General features: G+C 67.2%; 13 protein-coding genes and 1 tRNA gene. 6 read left to right on the forward strand and 8 right to left on the reverse strand.

Features of this window, described 5'->3' with window-relative positions; all coding sequences use genetic code 11:
- Positions 1-342: 342 nt before the first annotated feature.
- Positions 343-1,464, forward strand: coding sequence for an Ig-like domain-containing protein (locus ACH413_RS24870; RefSeq protein WP_360045376.1), 1,122 nt, complete (start codon positions 343-345; stop codon positions 1,462-1,464).
- Here ACH413_RS24870 and ACH413_RS24875 read toward each other — a convergent pair.
- Positions 1,461-2,276, reverse strand: a complete 816-nt coding sequence (locus ACH413_RS24875; protein WP_360045473.1) for a glutamate ABC transporter substrate-binding protein — start codon at positions 2,274-2,276, stop codon at positions 1,461-1,463. The two genes, ACH413_RS24870 and ACH413_RS24875, sit on opposite strands and share 4 nt — an antisense overlap.
- A gap of 82 nt (positions 2,277-2,358) precedes the next feature.
- Positions 2,359-3,171, reverse strand: coding sequence for an oxygenase MpaB family protein (locus tag ACH413_RS24880; protein ID WP_360045378.1), 813 nt, complete (start codon positions 3,169-3,171; stop codon positions 2,359-2,361).
- On the opposite strand from ACH413_RS24880, the gene ACH413_RS24885 reads away from it, so the two are divergent.
- Positions 3,170-3,616 (forward strand): PPOX class F420-dependent oxidoreductase, encoded by a 447-nt coding sequence (locus tag ACH413_RS24885; RefSeq protein WP_360045380.1) that lies wholly within the window; start codon positions 3,170-3,172, stop codon positions 3,614-3,616. The two genes, ACH413_RS24880 and ACH413_RS24885, sit on opposite strands and share 2 nt — an antisense overlap.
- Positions 3,617-3,705: 89 nt before the next feature.
- Complete coding sequence (locus tag ACH413_RS24890) at positions 3,706-4,188, forward strand: hypothetical protein (protein ID WP_360045382.1); 483 nt, start codon at positions 3,706-3,708, stop codon at positions 4,186-4,188.
- On the opposite strand, the gene ACH413_RS24895 is transcribed toward ACH413_RS24890, so the two are convergent.
- Genes ACH413_RS24895 through ACH413_RS24905 form a run of 3 tightly spaced genes read right to left on the reverse strand, consistent with a single transcriptional unit; the run spans position 4,178 to position 11,048 of the window.
- Complete coding sequence (locus ACH413_RS24895) at positions 4,178-8,596, reverse strand: DNA repair ATPase (protein WP_360045384.1); 4,419 nt, start codon at positions 8,594-8,596, stop codon at positions 4,178-4,180. The two genes, ACH413_RS24890 and ACH413_RS24895, sit on opposite strands and share 11 nt — an antisense overlap.
- Positions 8,593-10,518 (reverse strand): SPFH domain-containing protein, encoded by a 1,926-nt coding sequence (locus ACH413_RS24900; protein WP_360045386.1) that lies wholly within the window; start codon positions 10,516-10,518, stop codon positions 8,593-8,595. The genes ACH413_RS24895 and ACH413_RS24900 overlap by 4 nt, the downstream gene beginning before the upstream one ends.
- A gap of 2 nt (positions 10,519-10,520) precedes the next feature.
- Positions 10,521-11,048, reverse strand: a complete 528-nt coding sequence (locus tag ACH413_RS24905; protein ID WP_360045388.1) for a hypothetical protein — start codon at positions 11,046-11,048, stop codon at positions 10,521-10,523.
- 92 nt (positions 11,049-11,140) lie between these two features.
- Here ACH413_RS24905 and ACH413_RS24910 point away from each other — a divergent pair, with 92 nt between their 5' ends.
- Together ACH413_RS24910 and ACH413_RS24915 are read left to right on the forward strand one after the other, a co-directional pair.
- Positions 11,141-11,938 carry a TIGR03619 family F420-dependent LLM class oxidoreductase gene (locus ACH413_RS24910; protein ID WP_360045390.1) on the forward strand — a complete coding sequence of 266 codons (798 nt, stop codon included), beginning with the start codon at positions 11,141-11,143 and terminating at the stop codon, positions 11,936-11,938.
- Positions 11,939-11,949: 11 nt separating this feature from the next.
- The gene (locus tag ACH413_RS24915) at positions 11,950-12,858 is read left to right on the forward strand and encodes a GTP-binding protein (RefSeq protein WP_360045392.1); all 909 of its coding nucleotides are present in this window, start codon (positions 11,950-11,952) and stop codon (positions 12,856-12,858) included.
- 2 nt (positions 12,859-12,860) lie between these two features.
- Here the strand turns inward: ACH413_RS24915 and ACH413_RS24920 are convergent, their stop codons facing one another.
- From ACH413_RS24920 to ACH413_RS24930, 3 genes are all read right to left on the reverse strand, one after another.
- The gene (locus ACH413_RS24920; protein ID WP_360045394.1) at positions 12,861-13,883 is read right to left on the reverse strand and encodes a serine hydrolase domain-containing protein; all 1,023 of its coding nucleotides are present in this window, start codon (positions 13,881-13,883) and stop codon (positions 12,861-12,863) included.
- The gene (locus tag ACH413_RS24925; protein ID WP_360045396.1) at positions 13,880-14,998 is read right to left on the reverse strand and encodes a serine hydrolase; all 1,119 of its coding nucleotides are present in this window, start codon (positions 14,996-14,998) and stop codon (positions 13,880-13,882) included. Before ACH413_RS24925 ends, ACH413_RS24920 begins: the two co-directional genes overlap by 4 nt.
- A 100-nt stretch (positions 14,999-15,098) precedes the next feature.
- The gene (locus ACH413_RS24930; protein WP_360045398.1) at positions 15,099-16,172 is read right to left on the reverse strand and encodes an aldo/keto reductase; all 1,074 of its coding nucleotides are present in this window, start codon (positions 16,170-16,172) and stop codon (positions 15,099-15,101) included.
- A 208-nt stretch (positions 16,173-16,380) separates the two neighbouring features.
- Here ACH413_RS24930 and ACH413_RS24935 point away from each other — a divergent pair.
- Positions 16,381-16,456, forward strand: a tRNA-Lys gene (locus tag ACH413_RS24935).
- Positions 16,457-16,532 lie beyond the last annotated feature (76 nt).

Below are 16,532 nucleotides of genomic sequence, written 5' to 3' on the forward strand. Positions count from 1 at the left end.
AGGAAAGCTTGGGGCTGCACCGTGCAACCCCGGCCGTCCCGGGGGCGTTCGGCAAACTCGCTGAGAGCGCACCGCACGCCCGCGTGTCGTTCCGCGAGCGTGTGAAGCACGAACACAGAAACCACGGCCTGCGCGGGTCAGCCTAACGTGTGATTGGTCATAGCACTACAGGTCATTACTGGCCGGTTGCATGCCTCAATAGGGGGAAACCCGCTGGTCCGGGTGGGTGATCGCGATTTCGCGAGCAACGTGTTCCACCCCCGTGCGTCCTCATGTTCGTTGGACGAGGGGATCTTGGGGAGACACGTGTTCCGGCCACTGGTTTTGGCTGTACTACTGGGATTGACCGCCTGCGGCGCCGCGCCTGACGGTGCGTCGAGCGCTGGTTCGGCGACCACTGCTCCGGTCACGGCGCAGAAGGCGAAGGCGGCACTGACCGTGACGCCGGCCTCGGGCGAGGGGGTCAGCCCGGCCGGACCATTCCAGGTCGGAATGACCGGTGGCGCACTGACCGCCGTCGCGCTCACGGGCGCCGACAACAGGGTGGTGAAGGGGGAACTCACCGCCGGCCGATGGGTCGCCACCGAGGATCTGGGCTACGACAAGGCTTACACGTGGTCCGGTTCGGCGAAGGGCGAGGACGGCACCGACGTGCCGGTCACCGGCTCGTTCCGCACGATCAAGCCACAGCGCCTCACCAGCGCGTCGCTCAACGTCGGCGACCACCAGACCTACGGCATCGCGATGCCGGTCAAGGTGACCTTCAGTTCGCCGGTGCAGGACAAGGCGTCGGTGCAGAAGGCCATGACGGTCACGACTTCCGTCCCGACCGAGGGCGCGTGGGCGTGGCTGTCCGACACCGAGGCGCACTGGCGTCCGCGTGACTACTGGAAGCCGAACACCGAGGTCACCGTCGACGCCGACGTGTACGGCGTGCCGTTCGGGGGCGGCGCGTACGGCGCGTCCGACGTGCACGTGCAGTTCAAGATCGCCGACCGCGCGCTGGTGGCCAAGGCGAACACGCAGACCAAGCGGTTCGAGATCTACCGAGACGGCACGCTGCTGCACGACTTCCCCGCGTCGTACGGGATGGAGAACGACAAGCGGGCCGAGACCAGGGGCGGCATCCACGTGGTGCAGCAGAAGGAAGCGGCCCGGAAGATGACCAACCCGACGTTCGGCTACAAGGACATCCCGGTCACCTGGGCGGTGCTGATCTCGCAGAACGGCGAGTTCGTGCACGAGAACAACGGCACGACCTGGGCGCAGGGCAAGCAGAACGTGTCGCACGGCTGCGCGAACCTGTCCGGAGCCAACGCCAAGACGTTCTTCGACCTGACGATGCTGGGTGACCCGGTCGAGGTCGTCGGTTCGTCCCAGCCGTTGCAGGCGTCGGACGGCGATTACTACGACTGGGCGTTCGACTGGGCCACTTGGACGTCGAAGTCCGCGGCTACTTCCTAGGACTTCTCGGTGATCTGCGGTGGCTGCGGGATCTCGTAACCCGACGGACCGACGTTGCGTTCGAGAGCCCGCTTCCACTCGCCGCTCGAAATCATCTTCTCGATGGCGTCGTTGACGGCGTCACGCGACTTGTCGTCGCCCTTCGGCACGCCGATGCCGTAGCGCTCCTTGGAGAACGTCTTGCCGACGAGCTTGAGCAGTTCGGGGTTCTCCGCGGCGAACCCGGCGAGGATGACCTCGTCGGTCGAGACGGCGTCGACGTTGCCCGCCATGAGAGCGATCACGCAGTCGGAGTACTGGCCGTACTCGACGAGCTGCACGTTCTTGGAGTAGTCCGACTTCACCTTCTGCGCCGAGGTGGAACCCTTGACCGAGCACAGCTTGCGGCCGTTGAGGGTCTCCGGGCCCTGGACGGACTCCTCGGAGTAGCGCACCAGCATGCCCTGGCCCGTCTCGAAGTACGGGCCGGCGAAGGCGACCTTCTCCTTGCGGGCGTCGGTGATCGAGTACGAGGCGATGATCAGGTCGGCCTCGCCGTTCTCCAGCATCGACTCGCGGGCGGCGCCGCGGGCCTCCTTGAACGTGATGCCGGTGTCCTTCACGCCGAGCTCGTTCGCCACGTACTTGGCGACGTCGACGTCGAAGCCGACGTACCTGCCGTCGAGGCGGCGCTCGCTCAGGCCCGGCTGGTCGTAGCGGATGCCGATGGTCAGCTTCCCGGAGTCTGCACGTCCGATGACTGTGCTGCTGTCACCGCTCCCACAGGCGGTGGCGAGCACCGCAACGGCGGTCAGGAGCGCGGCACGACGGATCACGACAGGCCTTCCGGGGGTGTTGTGGATTCGTGCGCAATGCTACGGACCTGCGGCGATGATCGACTGTGATGTATGACAACTACGGAAGCCTCGCTTTACCAGGTGTCACATGCCTGCCGTGTCGCTCGATCGCGCGCCTGAGATGGTCGGGCGGAGCGAGTCTCCTGATCTTGCCGGGTATCAAAAGCGCAGCTCGGCGCATCATTCGCAGCCAACGATCGGCGTGCGCGTAGGGCTCGCGGCCGTGTAGTTCGATGGCCCACTCGGGTAGCACCGAGTACGCCAGGTGGCCGACAAGAACCCGGTACACGGGCAGTCCGTGGCGGACCCACCCTTGCACCGGAGGGCCGTGCAAGAAGTCGTAGATCACATCGGAATCGGGCGTTCGGCGCAGAATCGGACGCATCCGATCGAAGTATTCGGCCATTTCACGCCTGGATCCCGGTACTTCATCCGGGTGCAATCCGACCAAAGCGGCTGCGGTTCGCTGCTCGGCGTAGTAAAGGTCCTTCTGCCTCCCGGACAGCCCGTACCCAGCGCGGTCGAGCACTGTTTCGAAGCAGGAAACCTCCGAGCAATGAACCCACAACAGCAGTTCGGGCTCGTCGACGCGGAACGTCCGGCCGTCGACGACGCCGCGCAGATTGCGATGCGTGGCCCGGACCCGTGCCGCGGCGGTGGCGATCTCCTCGTCGGTGCCGTAGACGCCGAGGCCGACGAAATCCGCCGTGCGCTTGAGCCTGCCGAGCGGATCTGCCTGGAAGTTCGAGTTCTGCACGACACCCGCGACCGCCTTGGGGTGCAGTGCCTGCAGGTAGAGGCTCGCGATTCCGGCGATCCACATCGTCGGGTCCGCGTGCAGCTGCCAGCTGACGGAGTTCGGATCGGGCATGCGGACATCGTCCCGCCTGGCCAGGATGAAGACCATGGACCTGGACCAGGCACGGGGAGTGCTCCGCAGCCAGCACCGCGCGGTGTTCTGCGCGGTGAAGTCAGACGGCACGCCGGCCATGTCGCCGGTGCTCGTCGCGCTGGCCGACAACGGTGATGTGCTCGTTTCCACGCGAGCGACGGCCTACAAGACGAAGCAGGTCCAGCGCGATCCGCTCGTCTCGTTGTGCGTGCTGCCGGACAGCTTCTTCGGGCGCTGGATCCAGATCAACGGCACCGCGACGATCGTGCCGTTGCCCGATGCGATGGACCTGCTGGTCCAGCACTACCGGGCGATCTCCGGCGAGCACGCCGACTGGAACGACTACCGCGCGGCGATGCGACGAGAGCAGCGCGTGATCCTGCGGATCTCGTTGACCGGTGCGGGACCGGACAAGACGGGCTGATTTCCCGATTCCGTAACACCGTTAGCGGGCACAACGATTCCACGGGGACGGCGGCTACCGGGCAGGCGGAACCTGGGGAGCGAGAAGCGATGACTGGTGTCAGACGCCGCGGCTACTTCACAGCCGCGGTCGCGGTGATGGGCGCTGCCCTCATCGCGGCCTTGTTCTCGGCACCGCCGGACAAGCCCGTCGACATCCGCCTGGTCGCGCCGCCGCCCCTGCCGCCCCAGGTGATCACCGCGACCGCCACGACCACCGTCTCCGCGATCGGTGCCGAGCGGCCGCCGCCCCCTCCGCCTCCGCCGCCACCCCCTGGCGCCAACCCGCCGCCCCGGCACCGGCCCGACCACCGGCCGCCCCCGCCGCCGCCTCCGGGAGCGCCCCAGCCCAACCTGTTCGACCTGCTGCGCTGCGACTCGAAGCTCTTCGGCGACGAGTTGAAGCGCTGCCTCGAGTGGCCGATGAGCGACGAGTTCTGCGACCTCCTGAAGGAGTACCACCTGCAGCCGGTCGACCTGCGCGGCCCTGACGGCAAGCCGTTCGTGCTGAACTGCGACAAACCTAGGCCTTGAGCTCCCTGAGCCTCGCGAGGTTCGCCTCCGCCAGCGAGCCGAGCAACTGGGCCTCGCCGAGGTAGTGGTCGTCGATCAACGCCTCGACCTCGGCGTCGTTCATCGCCGGCACGATCCGCGCCGCCATCCTGATCATGTTGCGATAGCTGCCCTGCAACAGGAACGGCTGCCCGGACGGGTCCGCGGCGGACGCGATGTAGGCCTGGTTGACCTTGAGCACGACCTGCTGGATCCGTTGCAGCTTCCGGACCACCGATAGCATCCGTTCCAGCTCGACGGCTTCGTGGTCGTGCCGGACGCTCTCGCCGTTCGCCAGACGCACCAACGGTTCCACGTCGACTCCGCCCAGAGTCGGGTTCGAGCCGGACGCGTTCTCCAGGTAGCTCAACGCGAACAGCGCGTCGCGGCCGGACAGCACGTCACCGAGGTTCCACACGTCCGCGCGGTTCGCGAGCATGTCCGGGACGCGGAACGCGCGACCGGTCTCGGTGTACGGGTTGCCGGCCATCGACACCGCGAAGCGCTTGCCCCGCAGGTCGAACGTGCGTGCCTCGCCGTCCCAGACACCGTCCACCCGTCGCTGGGCGTCGCAGAGCGAGATGAACTTCTGCAGCAGCTCGGGTGAGGTGTGCTGGATGTCGTCCAGGTGCAGGAGAACGTTGCTGCCCAAGGCGAACGCGAAGTTGATCCGCTCGACCTCCTGGCGCGCGGTGGCGTTCGGTGCCTCCGCCGGGTCGAGCGAGGTGACGCCCGTGCCCAGCGCCGGACCGTTGACCTTGACGAACACCATGCCCAGGCGGTTCGCGACGTACTCCATGAGCGTCGTCTTGCCGTAGCCGGGCGGGGAGATCAGCATCAGCAGACCGGTGCCGTCGTTGAGCTGCTTGGAGAGGTTGTCGCCGATCAACGGCAGGTAGACCTCGTTCAGCAACCTGTTGCGCACGAACGTGTTCAGCACGGCGGGCTGGTAGTCGTCGAGCCTGAGCCTGCGGCGTTCCCCGGCCAGCAACTCGTCGCGCTTGCGCTGGTAGGCGCGGAACGCGGGCACCTGTTCGGTGGTGAACCTGCGGAGCCTGGTCAGGGCCTCGTCCAGGCGCAGGTCCATCGACTGGTCGTGCACGCGCGGGTGCGTGCCGAGCAGTCCGGTGACGGTCTCGGTCAGCGACGCGCTGGAGTCGTAGCGCGGCAGGTCGGTGAGCAGGATCGCGACGACCTCGGGGAACTCCGGGCAGTCCTCGTCCTTGAGGAACGCGCTGAGCCACGCCTCGATCAGGTCGCGGTCGTGGAGTTCCTCGGTGACGACCGCGCGGAACCGGTCGATCACCGCGCGGGCGGCCTTGCTGGTGACGAATCCCCTGGGCTCGCAGGCGAGTTCCTCGAACAGGTACTCGGCGCTGAGGTTCTCCAGCCCGAACTGCCTTGTCAGCTCTGGAATGCCGTGCGTGCCACCGAAGATCGTGCGGGCGCGGGCCAGCGACTCGGCCTTGCGCGTCCACACCGCGCGTTGGTCTTCCGGCTGTTCGGACCAGAAGACCTGCGCCTTGGCACGGGTTTCCGGCGGGTACCTGAGCAATCCGGCACCGGCGTGCAGTCGTTGCAGGACAGCGAGGATCTTCTCGGCGTCGTGGTCGTGGACGCCCTTCTCGTAGCCCTCGTCGTAGCGTTCCGCGGCGGCGTTCGTGACGTCGGTGCGGCCCTCGTCGAGCAGGCATCCGGCGAGGTGTTCGGACCGGTAGACGTGCTCCGTCTCGGAGACCAGCAGCTGGTCCCAGAACGGCCTGGTGGCTTCGAAATCCGGGGCGGTGACCTCGCTGCGGTAGTCGGTTCCGGTGACCGCGTAGTAGAGGCGGCCGTCGCGCGGTACCAGGGTGAGGTTCATCGGCTCGGTCGTCACCGGGAAGCGATGACGACCGAGCACGATCGACGCGCCGTCGTACAGATCGGCCCGGTCCCGCAGTGCCCGGCCTCCCTCTTGCCGGGCATCGCGCAGACTCGCGTCGAGTTCGTCGGCCCGGACGTCGCCGAGTTCCCTGAGCTGCTCGGCGACCGTGCGGACCTTGGCGACCATCGGGTCGCCTGCGAAGTACGTGTTGATCTCGTCGGTCGAGGTCAGCTTCCCGACGCGACGGCGGATCGTGCCGAGCACCCGTTCCGCGGACTGCACGAGCCGGTCGGACCTGCGGGCGCGTTCGTCGAGCAGCGTCTGCTTGCGGGCGGAGAAGGCCTCGTAGACGTCCGTGCGCTTGGCGCCGACCTGGGCGAGGAAGTCGTCGAACTCGCCGAAGCGCGACTCCAGGTTCTCCAGTTGCAGCAACAGCCTGCCGAGCTGGTCGTCGCACCGCTGCGGGGTGTCCGCGACCGACAGCGCGCCGGTGATGGCCTGGCCGAGCAGCGCGAACTCCGCGGCGAACTCGGCGCGGCCCTCGGCGTTCGCGAGCTGGGCGCGGCGACCGTCCACAGTGGCCCGTGCGCGGTTGACCGCGGCCAGCACCTCGCCGATGCTCGCCAGGATCTGCGTGCGGGTCGTCGTGTCCGCGGCGTCGAGGGTGCTGACGACCTCGGTCAGCACCTCCAGGCCGGTCTGCTGCTGCGCGAGCCGTTCGCGCAGCGGCTTCGCCTCGGCCGCGGTCTTCAGCTCCGCGGCCGCGATCTGGTCGATCTCCTCGTGGTACTGGGAGAACGCGCCCTCACCGCTGAGGAACGCGACGGCCCTGCGTGCGGACGCGCCGAGTTCCTCGACCAGTTCGGCCTCGCGGCGGTCGATCTCTTCGAGGTCGACGTACTTGAGGTCCTTGAGGGTGATCAGCCGGCCCTGGGCGGACCGCAGATCGGCCAGCAGCCGCACCCACTCGTCGGCGCTGCGCGGTGCGGCCGACCTGGCGAGCCGGACGAGACTCGCCAGCTTCTCGCCGGCGGCGTGGAGCTGCTGGGCGGCGTGCTCGGTGAGCGTGCGGACGGCCTCGAACTCGTCCAGCACCTGCTCGGCCGTGGCGCGCACGGCCTGGACGTCCTGCTTGAGCCCCAGTTCGTCTAGCCAGAACACGCCGTCGATCACCCTGGTGCACAGGGCGATCAGGCCCTCGAACACCGGCGCGCTCGGCGTCATCTCGGCGCTCATCCTGGTGATGGACAGGCAGTCCGAGATGCCGCGGACGAGGTCGGCGTTGCCGATGCGGGCGAGCGGGCCCGCCTGGTCCGGCAGCACCTCGTCGTGGACGAACGGCGTGCGCCACACCTGCATCGGGTGCACGCGCACGGCTTCCGCGCCGGTCTCGCGGAAGACCACCAGCGTGCCGTCGGCGAAGAGCGAGTAGCCGTGGCAGGTGATGGGGGTCGCGACTTCCTTGCGGATCACGTTGTAGGGCAACAGGAGGCTGCGGCCCTCGCGGCGGGCGTGGAAGACGTAGAGCACGTCCTCGCCGTTCGCGGACCGGACGACCCGTTCGAACTCCAGCTCGTCGGTGTCGACGTCGAACGTCTTGTCCGCGCCCGTGACCAGGTAGTAGCCGCCGGGGAAGATGATCCCCTGGTCCTCCGGCAGGCGCTGGCAGGCCTGGCCGATGCCGTCGAGCCTGGTGACCTCCTTGGTGCGGGTGTTGAACACCAGGTGCCGCCACGCCGTCTCCTTGTACGGCAGGATCCGCAGCAGGATCAGCGGGCCGACGCGGGCGTAGTGCACGTCGGCGTCCGCGAGGCTCTGCAACGGCTCGTCGACGGGCTCGTCGTAGACGCCCTCGCCCGACTCGGTGTTGTCCTCGATCTTGACGGTCAGCGTGCCGCCGACCGTCTCGACGAAGACCTCGTTGTCGATGGCGATGTGCGGGTGCCGGCCCAGCACGTGCTGCTCGCGGGTCGTCTCGACCCACGTGAAGTCGTGCGAGGGCGGGAAGACGTGGTCCCGGTCGCCGCGGTTGTCGACGTACGTGACCGTGCCGTCGACCTTGATGTCCCAGCGCAGGACGCGGATGTCCTCGATCCGCGCGCCGGTCTGGAACACCGCGAGCAGCCGTGACTCGACCGTGCGCAGCTGGAGCAGCCGCGTTTCCCGGTAGTACCGGTACAGCTCAGCGAAGTCGTTGCGGAACCTCGGGTCCCGCAGGAACTCCGCCTCGACCGTGGCGAAGTCCCTGCCGTGCGCCGCGAAGACGTCGTTGACCGTCGTCTCGGGCTTGAGGCCCATGAAGACGTTGTAGCCGAACAGCATCACGTCGCCGAGCGCGACGATGTCGCGCGGCACGCAGTTGTTCTCGGTCCGGATGCGTTCGGTGGCAACGAGTTCGAGGGCCGTGCTGCCGAACGTCTCGACGCGCCGGTCGTTCAGCGCCTCGGTGCTGCGGGCGAGCGCGGTGGCCTGGTCGGCCAACCTCGCCCGCAGCACCTCGTAAGTGCCCGCGTCGAGCTGTGTCATGCGGTCTGGCCGTTGTTCTTGGCCATCTGGGTCAGCGCGATCGCCGCGGCGATGTTCTGCGCGTCACCCGTGGTGAACGAGCTGAGGATCTTGGTCAGGTCCTCCGGGAAGTTCGCCGACCCGTCCATCCACTTGGACCCCAGCGCCTGCACCACGTCCGAGCCGCCGACGAACCCGTCGACCTGCTTGCCCGCGGTGATCGAGCTGGCGATCCGGTCGAAGAACATCGTGTCGCCACCGATGATGTCGATGTCGGCCTTCTCCAGGCCGGCCGCGAGCACCATGGCCTGGGCCTCGGCGATCTCGCGCTGCACGTCGATGCCCCTGAGCCGGATCTCCTTCTCGGCCTCGAGACGCAGTCGGTACTCCTCGTGCTCGCGAGTGGCGGTGTCGAGCGCGGCCATCGCCTCCGCCTTGTGCGACAGGCCTTCCGCCTCGCCCTTGAGGCGTTCCTTGATGCCCTCGGCGTCGGCGAGCGCCTTCTCGCGGTCGACCACGGCCTCGGCGCGACCCAGCGCCTCGGACGCGGCGGCGTCGCGTTCCTTGACCAGCGCGTCGGCCAGGCCCTTCGCCGCGGCCTCGGCCTGCGTGCCCTCGGCGAGACGGATCTTGGAGCGGGTGTCCAGCTCGGCGGCCTTGTTGCGCGCCTCGGCGAGCACGACCTCCTCGCGGGCCTTGTGCTGCGCGGACTGCTCCGCGGCCTCGGCGGCCTTGATGTCCTTGACCAGCGACTCCTGCGCCTCGGCCTCGGCGCGGATGATGACCTGCTGGCGGTCGCGCTCGGCTTCCTCGACCGCGCGCAGGCGCTTGATGTTCTCCTCCTGCTCGGCCACGGTCTTCTCGACGGCGACCCGCTCGCGCACCAGGTCCGCGATCGCGCGGCGTTCGTGCTCGAGCTCCTTGTCCTTCTCGATCATGCGCAGCGACGTCTCGCGTTCGCGGGCGATGACCTCGAGCATGCGGTCCTTCTCGATGCGCTCGGTCTCGACGGCGATCACGCGCTCGCGGTTCTTCTCGGCGACGGCGATCTCGCGAGCCTTGTTCTCGGTCTGGATGCCGAGCTGTTCCTCGGTGCGGATGAAGGCGGTGTTGGCCTTGAGGCGTTCCTCGGCCTGGACCTTCTGCGTCTCCGCCTCCTGCTGCGCGCGGGCGGTCTCGATCTCGCGCTTCTGCTTGATCTCCGCGTCGGCTTGACGCCGTTCGAGCTCGAGGATCGCCTCACGCGCGCTGACGTTCTGGCGCGTGATCTCCTTCTCCTCGTTGCGGGTGAACTCGTTGGTCTTGACGTGCTCGATCGCGGTCAGCTCGGTGATCTTGCGGATGCCCTGCGCGTCCAGGATGTTCGCCGGGTCGAGCTGCTTGAGCGGCGTCTGCTCCAGGTAGTCGATGGCCGCGTCCTCGAGGCTGTAGCCGTTGAGGTCGGTGCCGATGACCTGCACGATCCGGTCGCGGAACTCGTCGCGGTGGGTGTAGAGGTCCACGAAGTCGAGCTGCTTGCCGACGGTCTTGAGCGCCTCGGAGAACTTGGCGTTGAACAGCTCCTGCAGCGTCTGCTCGTGGCTCGCCCGCTCGGTGCCGATCGCCTGCGCGACCTTGATGACGTCCTCGACGGTCTTGTTGACCCGCACGAAGAACGTGATGCGGATGTCCGCGCGGATGTTGTCGCGGCAGATCAGGCCCTCGTTGCCGGCCCTGCGGATCTCGATGGTCTTCACCGAGATGTCCATCGTCTCGCAGCGGTGCAGCACCGGGAGCACAACGGTTCCCGTGAAGGTCACGTCGACCTTGCGCATCTTCGAGACGATCAGCGCCTTGCCCTGCTCGCACTTCTTGAAAAGTCTGCTCAGCGTGATCAGTGCCAGGATCAGCACCAATGCGATCACGGCGATCAGCACGATCAGCCCCGTAGAGATCGCACCCATGTTCAGCCCCCTGTGGTGATGTCCACGACCCAGAAGAACTCGCCCTCTGCGTCGTAGTCGAAGATCAACGCGGTCTGGCCCGCCTTGAGATCGGTGCTCTGCGCCGCACGCACCTGAACGACCGCCGTACCGCCGTCGTCGGCGGTCACCTCGGCCTGCCCGTACCGCTCGGTGACCCTGGTCGTCCTGACGATCGCGGTGCGACCCACGAAGTCGTTGCGGGACGCCGGTTTCTCCGGTTTCGTCCAATTCCTGACCGGGATGAGAAGGATCTTCGTGACGAGCGCGCCCACGAGCAGCGATCCGGCGAGGATGGCGTACCGGAGCGAGCCCTCCGGCGTGAGCACCGTGCCGACCAGCGCGGCGAACCACGTGATCACGACGAACATCGAGATGGAGATCGGCAGCACCGGGGCGTCGAAGTCCAGACCCACCAACGCCACCGTGAGCCAGTAGGCCAGCACTATCAGCAACGAAAAGCTGAACACCACGGTCGGAAACGCCAGCGCGGCAGCCAGGAACTCGGTCATCATCGCCCCCCTTCTCGCCATTCTGATGCGCGAAGTGCCTGTTCCGTTGCACTTTCGGGAATGATCGATGCAAATCGATGGTTGGCCCGATCATGGACATCGGGGTGCAGGGGCTCAACATCGGCGACCACGCGGGACCGGACGAGACGCGACGACTCGCCCAACTGGTCGAATCACTCGGCTATCGATCGTGGTGGGCGTCCGACCACGTGGTGCTGCCGTCACCGCGCGTCGACCCGTCACCGTCCGAACCGGACGCCGTGATCGTGGATCCGCTGACGCACCTGGCTTATGTGGCGGCGGTCACGTCCACGCTGGAGCTCGCCACCGGCATCGTGATCCTGCCGCAGCGCAACCCGCTGGTGCTCGCGAAGCAGGTGGCGTCGCTGGACCTGCTCAGCGGCGGCCGGTTCACGCTCGGCGTCGGAGCCGGCTACCTCGAGCCGGAGATGACCGCGGTCGGCGTGTCGTTCGACGACCGCGGCGCGCGGACCGACGAGTACCTGGATGCGATGGACCAGCTCTGGCACGCGCCCTCGCCGGCGTTCACGGGCAAGTTCGTGTCGTTCTCCGGGATCGACGCGCATCCCCGGCCGTCCAACGTGCGCGTGGTCGTGGGCGGGCACAGCGGCTCGGCGTTCCGGCGGGCTGTGACGCGTGCGCAGGGGTGGTTCGGCATCGGGACGCCTGAGGAGATCCGCGGCCACCTGGCCCGGTTCCCCGAGCGCCCCTCCGGTTTCCGGATCAGCGTGTCGGCGTCCGTGCCGCTGTCCGCGTCGGTCGTGCGCGAGTACGAGGACCTCGGCGTGGACGAGCTGGTCATCTACCCGCCGATGTTCGACGGCACCGTGGAAGAGGTGTTGCGCCGCAACGCCGAGTTCACCGGCTAGCCTCGGACGTCGTGATCCCCGTCGTCGTGCTCGCCGGCTTCCTCGGTTCCGGCAAGACCACCCTGCTCAACCACCTGCTGCGCACGTCCGGCGGCACGCGGATCGGTGTCGTGGTGAACGACTTCGGGCGGATCAACATCGACGCGTTCTCCGTCTCCGCCCAGGTCGACTCGATGGTGTCGCTGTCGAACGGCTGCCTGTGCTGCGCGGTCGACGGCACCGAACTGGACGGGATGCTGACCCGGCTGGCCGCGGCGGACCTGGACGTCATCGTGATCGAGGCGTCCGGGCTCGCCGAGCCGGCGGCCATGGTCCGGATGGTGTTGCAGGCGCCCGGAGTGTCCTACGGCGGGCTGATCTACGTGGCCGACGCGGTGGAGCTCGATGCCGTGCCGCATCTGGAACGCGATCTCACCCTGGCCGATCTGGTGGTGCTGAACAAGGTCGACCGGGTTTCCGAACTGCCTTCGCTGCCTTGTTCGGCGCCGGTGCTGCCGGTCTCGTTCGGACGGATCGATCCGGCTTTGCTGTTCGAGGTGCGGCCGCCGGACCTGGGGCCGCGGCAGCTGTCGTTCGACGATCTGGACGACCACTCCACGCACACGCACGCCTCGTACGACAGCATGTCCTTCGAGCTCGAGGATCCGTTGCACCCCAAGCTGTTCATGGACTTCCTGAGCGCGCGGCCGGAGGGGTTGTTCCGCGCCAAGGGTTTCGTGCGGTTCCCACTCGGCACGTTCATGCTGCACACCGTCGGCGCGTCCGTCTCGTTCACGCCGGTCGACGACGCCCCGACGCAGCTGGTGCTGATCGGGGCGGGCATCGATCCGGAGGCGCTGACGGACTGGCTGACGGCGTGCGTCGCGGACGGACCGGTCACCGAGCAGGACATGCTCTGGGTGCTCCGGTACGCCCGCTGACGTCACTTCCTGCAGAGCGCGGTGTCGATCACGTCGAACACCTGCTGGAACTTCTTCATCGGGTCGTCGCCGAACGTGCCGGGCAACGCGGTGAGCGTGACCGCCGCGCTCTTGCCGCTGTCGGTCGCACCGCCCAGCGACGCCCAGCCGTGGATCGACCCGCCGTGGCCCCACCAGACCCCGCCGCAGCTGAGCTTGGTGCTCTCGAGCCCGAGGCCGTAGGCGCTCTTCTCGTCGACCGTGACGGCCTTGCGCATCTCGTCGAGCTGCGCTTTCTCGAGCAGTCCGCCCTTGAGCAGCACCTCGAAGAACTTGGCGACGTCAGCGGGCGTGGAGACCATCGCGCCGGACGCCCACGCGGCGGACGTCTCGATCTCCGTCGCGTTGACCACTTTCGACTTCGGGTCGAGCAGGTCGCTCAGCGCGTAGGCCTGGGCGTGGCGGCCGCGGATGCGCTGCTCGCCCTGGTTCGGCCAGTACGTGTCCTTGAGACCGGCCTTGGTGATGACCTTCTGGATCGCCTCGCCGACGGGGCGTCCGGTGACCTTCTGGATCAGCAGCCCGGCGACGACGTAGTTCGTGTTGCTGTACTCGTACTTCTCACCCGGCTGGAAGCTCGGCGGCTTGGCCAGCGCGGCGTCCAGCAGGTCATGAGGCGCGAAGTACCTGTCCCGGATGTCGGCGATCTTGGGGACCCCGACGTCGAGCACGTAGTCCGGCAGTCCGCTGGTGTGCTGCAGGACCTGGCGCACGGTGATGCGGCCGTCCTTGATGTGCGGCACGTACTTGTTCGCGGGCCCGTCCAGCTCGACCTTGTTGTCGGCGACCAGTTGGAGCGTCGCGACCGCCACGAACGACTTGGTGATGCTCCCGATGCGCACCTGCCCGTTGACGGGAGCGTTGCCCCGCGCGTGGTCGTGCCCGTTCACGTGCGCCTCGACGCCGGGCGTGCCGTCCTTGACGATCTGGTCGAGTTGCTGGGGGACAAGAAGAGTCAGCGCCGTGAGCGCCGCGACCGCGATCACTTGGCACCGCACAGAGCAGCGTCCACAGTGGCCAGAACCGCTTCGTGGGCCTTGCCGGCTTCTTCAGCCGTGTCCTGGAAAGTGCCCGGCAACGCCGTGACAGCAACGGAGAACGCCCTGCCGCTGTCGGTGACCCCGCCCCGTGTCTCGTAACCGTGGATGTCGCCACCGTGACCCCACGACCGTCCACCACAGGACAACGGCGCACTGGCGATGCCGAGCCCGTACTCAACGCCCGGCCACATCTCACCCGCGGTGTCGACGGTCTTCTTCATCTCCGTCAGCTGAGCCTGAGGCACCAGCTTGCCGCCCAGAAGTGCCTGGTAGAAGGCGTTGAGGTCCTTCGTCGTCGAGATGATCTGGCCGGCCGCCCAGCCCCAGCTCGGGTCCATCTCGGTGACGTCCTCGATGCCGTTGCCGGTCCTCGCATACCCCTGCGGGTGCTTGCCCTTGATCGTCTGGTCACCGACACCGGGCCAGTAGGTGTCCTTGAGGCCGGCCTTCCTGATGACCCGCTGCTCGACGTTCTCCGCGATCGGCCGCCCGGTGACCTTCTGCGTCAACAGGCCGAGCAGCAGGTAGTTCGTGTTGCTGTACTTGAACTTCACGCCCGGCTCGCCCGTCACGGGGTGCGCGTTCGCGATGTCCAGCAACTCGCGCGGCTCGAAGTACCGGTGCCGCTGCTCCTCGAACTTCTCGAGCCCCATGAACTCGGTGTAGTTCGCGAGCCCGCTGGTGTGGTTGAGCAACTGCCGGACCGTGATCCGGTCGTCCTTGATCGCTCCCGGCAGGTAGTGGTTGATCGGCTTGTCGAGCTCGACCTTCCCCTCGCCGACGAGCTGCATGACCACCACGGCAACGAACGCCTTGGTGTTGGACCCCGCCCGCACCTGCCCGTTCCTGGGCACCGGAGTCCGCTTGTTCAGCTCGGACGTGCCCGACGTGTAGGCGCTGGTCCTGCCGTTGCCTTCGGTGATCGTGGCCAGCGCCGCCGGGAACTCGTGCTGCTTCGTGAGCCCGTCGAGCTGCTTCTGCACATCGCTCGCCGGCGCGGCCATCGCCGTTCCGCTGAACAACATGGCCGCTGCCAGCACTCCTACCAGCGTCTTCTTCATCCTGTGCCTCCCCTTGCCGTGGTGAGGACAAGATTTCCAATTAGGCACCGGTTGTCGCAGTCACGCACGCTTCCGTTCTAGGGGTGGAGCAGGCTCTACCTCAGTACCGAACGTCGCTCTGCAGCAACGGCGGATAGACGTTCGACGCCTCGCCATCAACGGTCGTACCGGCGAACTGCAACATCGCCCGCAACTCCCCGTGAAGACCGGCGGGGTAGTTGAGCGCGGGCTGCGAGACGCCGCTGAGCCTGGCGACGTGCTCCTGCGTCAGCACGACCTCGTCGAGGTTGCTCTCCAGGTGTTCCAGCTTCCGCGCCCCGATGATCGGCACGACAGTTCCAGCCTGCGCCCGCAACCAGGCCAACGAAACAGCCGCAGCACTCGCATCCGTCTCCGCCGCGATCTCCGCGACCACGTCGATGACCTTGAACTCCTCCTCACTGGGCTTGTTTATGAACTTGACCCGCTCCGAGTCACTGACCTGCACGTTCCGCCGGTACTTGCCCGACAGGAACCCGTTCTTGAGCGGACTCCACGGCACCAGCGCCATCCCCAGGTCCCGGGCCATGGGCGCGATCTCACCCTCGACCGTCCGCGCCAGCAACGAGTACTCGACCTGCAACGCGACCAACGGCGTCCACCCGTTGAGCAGGGCCATGGTCTGCGCCTGAGCCGTCACCCAAGCAGGCACGTTGGAGAACCCGACGTACCCCACCTTGCCCGATCCCACCAGATCGTCGAGGGTCCGCATGGTCTCCTCGATCGGGGTGTTCCGATCCCAGTTGTGCATCCAGTAGAGGTCGAGGTAGTCGGTGTTCAACCGCCGCAACGTCTCGTCGAGCTGCCGGCGAATCGATCCCCTTCCACCCCCGCCGCCATTCGGATCGCCGGGGAACATGTTGAAGAAGAACTTGGAAGCCAGCACCACCCGCTCCCGATTCCCGTGATGGGTGAAGAAGTCGCCGAGGATCTTCTCCGAGTGCCCGTTCGTGTAGAAGTTGGCGGTGTCGATGAAGTTCCCGCCGCGGTCGAGGTAGGCCCTGAGGATCTTCTCGGACTCCTCCACACTGCACCCGGCGGCCCCGGGATCCTCACCGAAGGTCATCGCGCCAAGAGCGAACGGGCTGACCCGCAGGCCGGAGCGGCCCAGGGTGACGTAGTGGTCGAGCGGCATCGTCTCGGCTCCTCTGACTCGTCGTTCTGACACCTCCAATTCCAGCCTCGCCGCCTTCCCAGCGGTACGACGATCCGGCTCTCCTCTTGCCCGATCCTCTCCTCTGCTCGTCGTTGGGCCTGGTCCAGCCGTGGCGGCGGTGCGTCAACCGTGAGGTTGGCAACCCGGAGGACATGCGGAGGTGGAGATCGGTAGGCTGTCCCGGCGAGGGCTGCTAGCTCAATTGGCAGAGCAGGAGACTTTTAATCTTCGGGTTCAGGGTTCGAGTCCCTGGCGGCCCACCAAACCCCCAGGTCACAGGCCTGGGGGTTTCGCATCTCCAGATCACCGATACACCTTTGACGTGCTTTACGTGGCCGC

This window comes from Lentzea sp. NPDC020367, from assembly GCF_044387305.1.
Classification (GTDB): domain Bacteria; phylum Actinomycetota; class Actinomycetes; order Mycobacteriales; family Pseudonocardiaceae; genus Lentzea.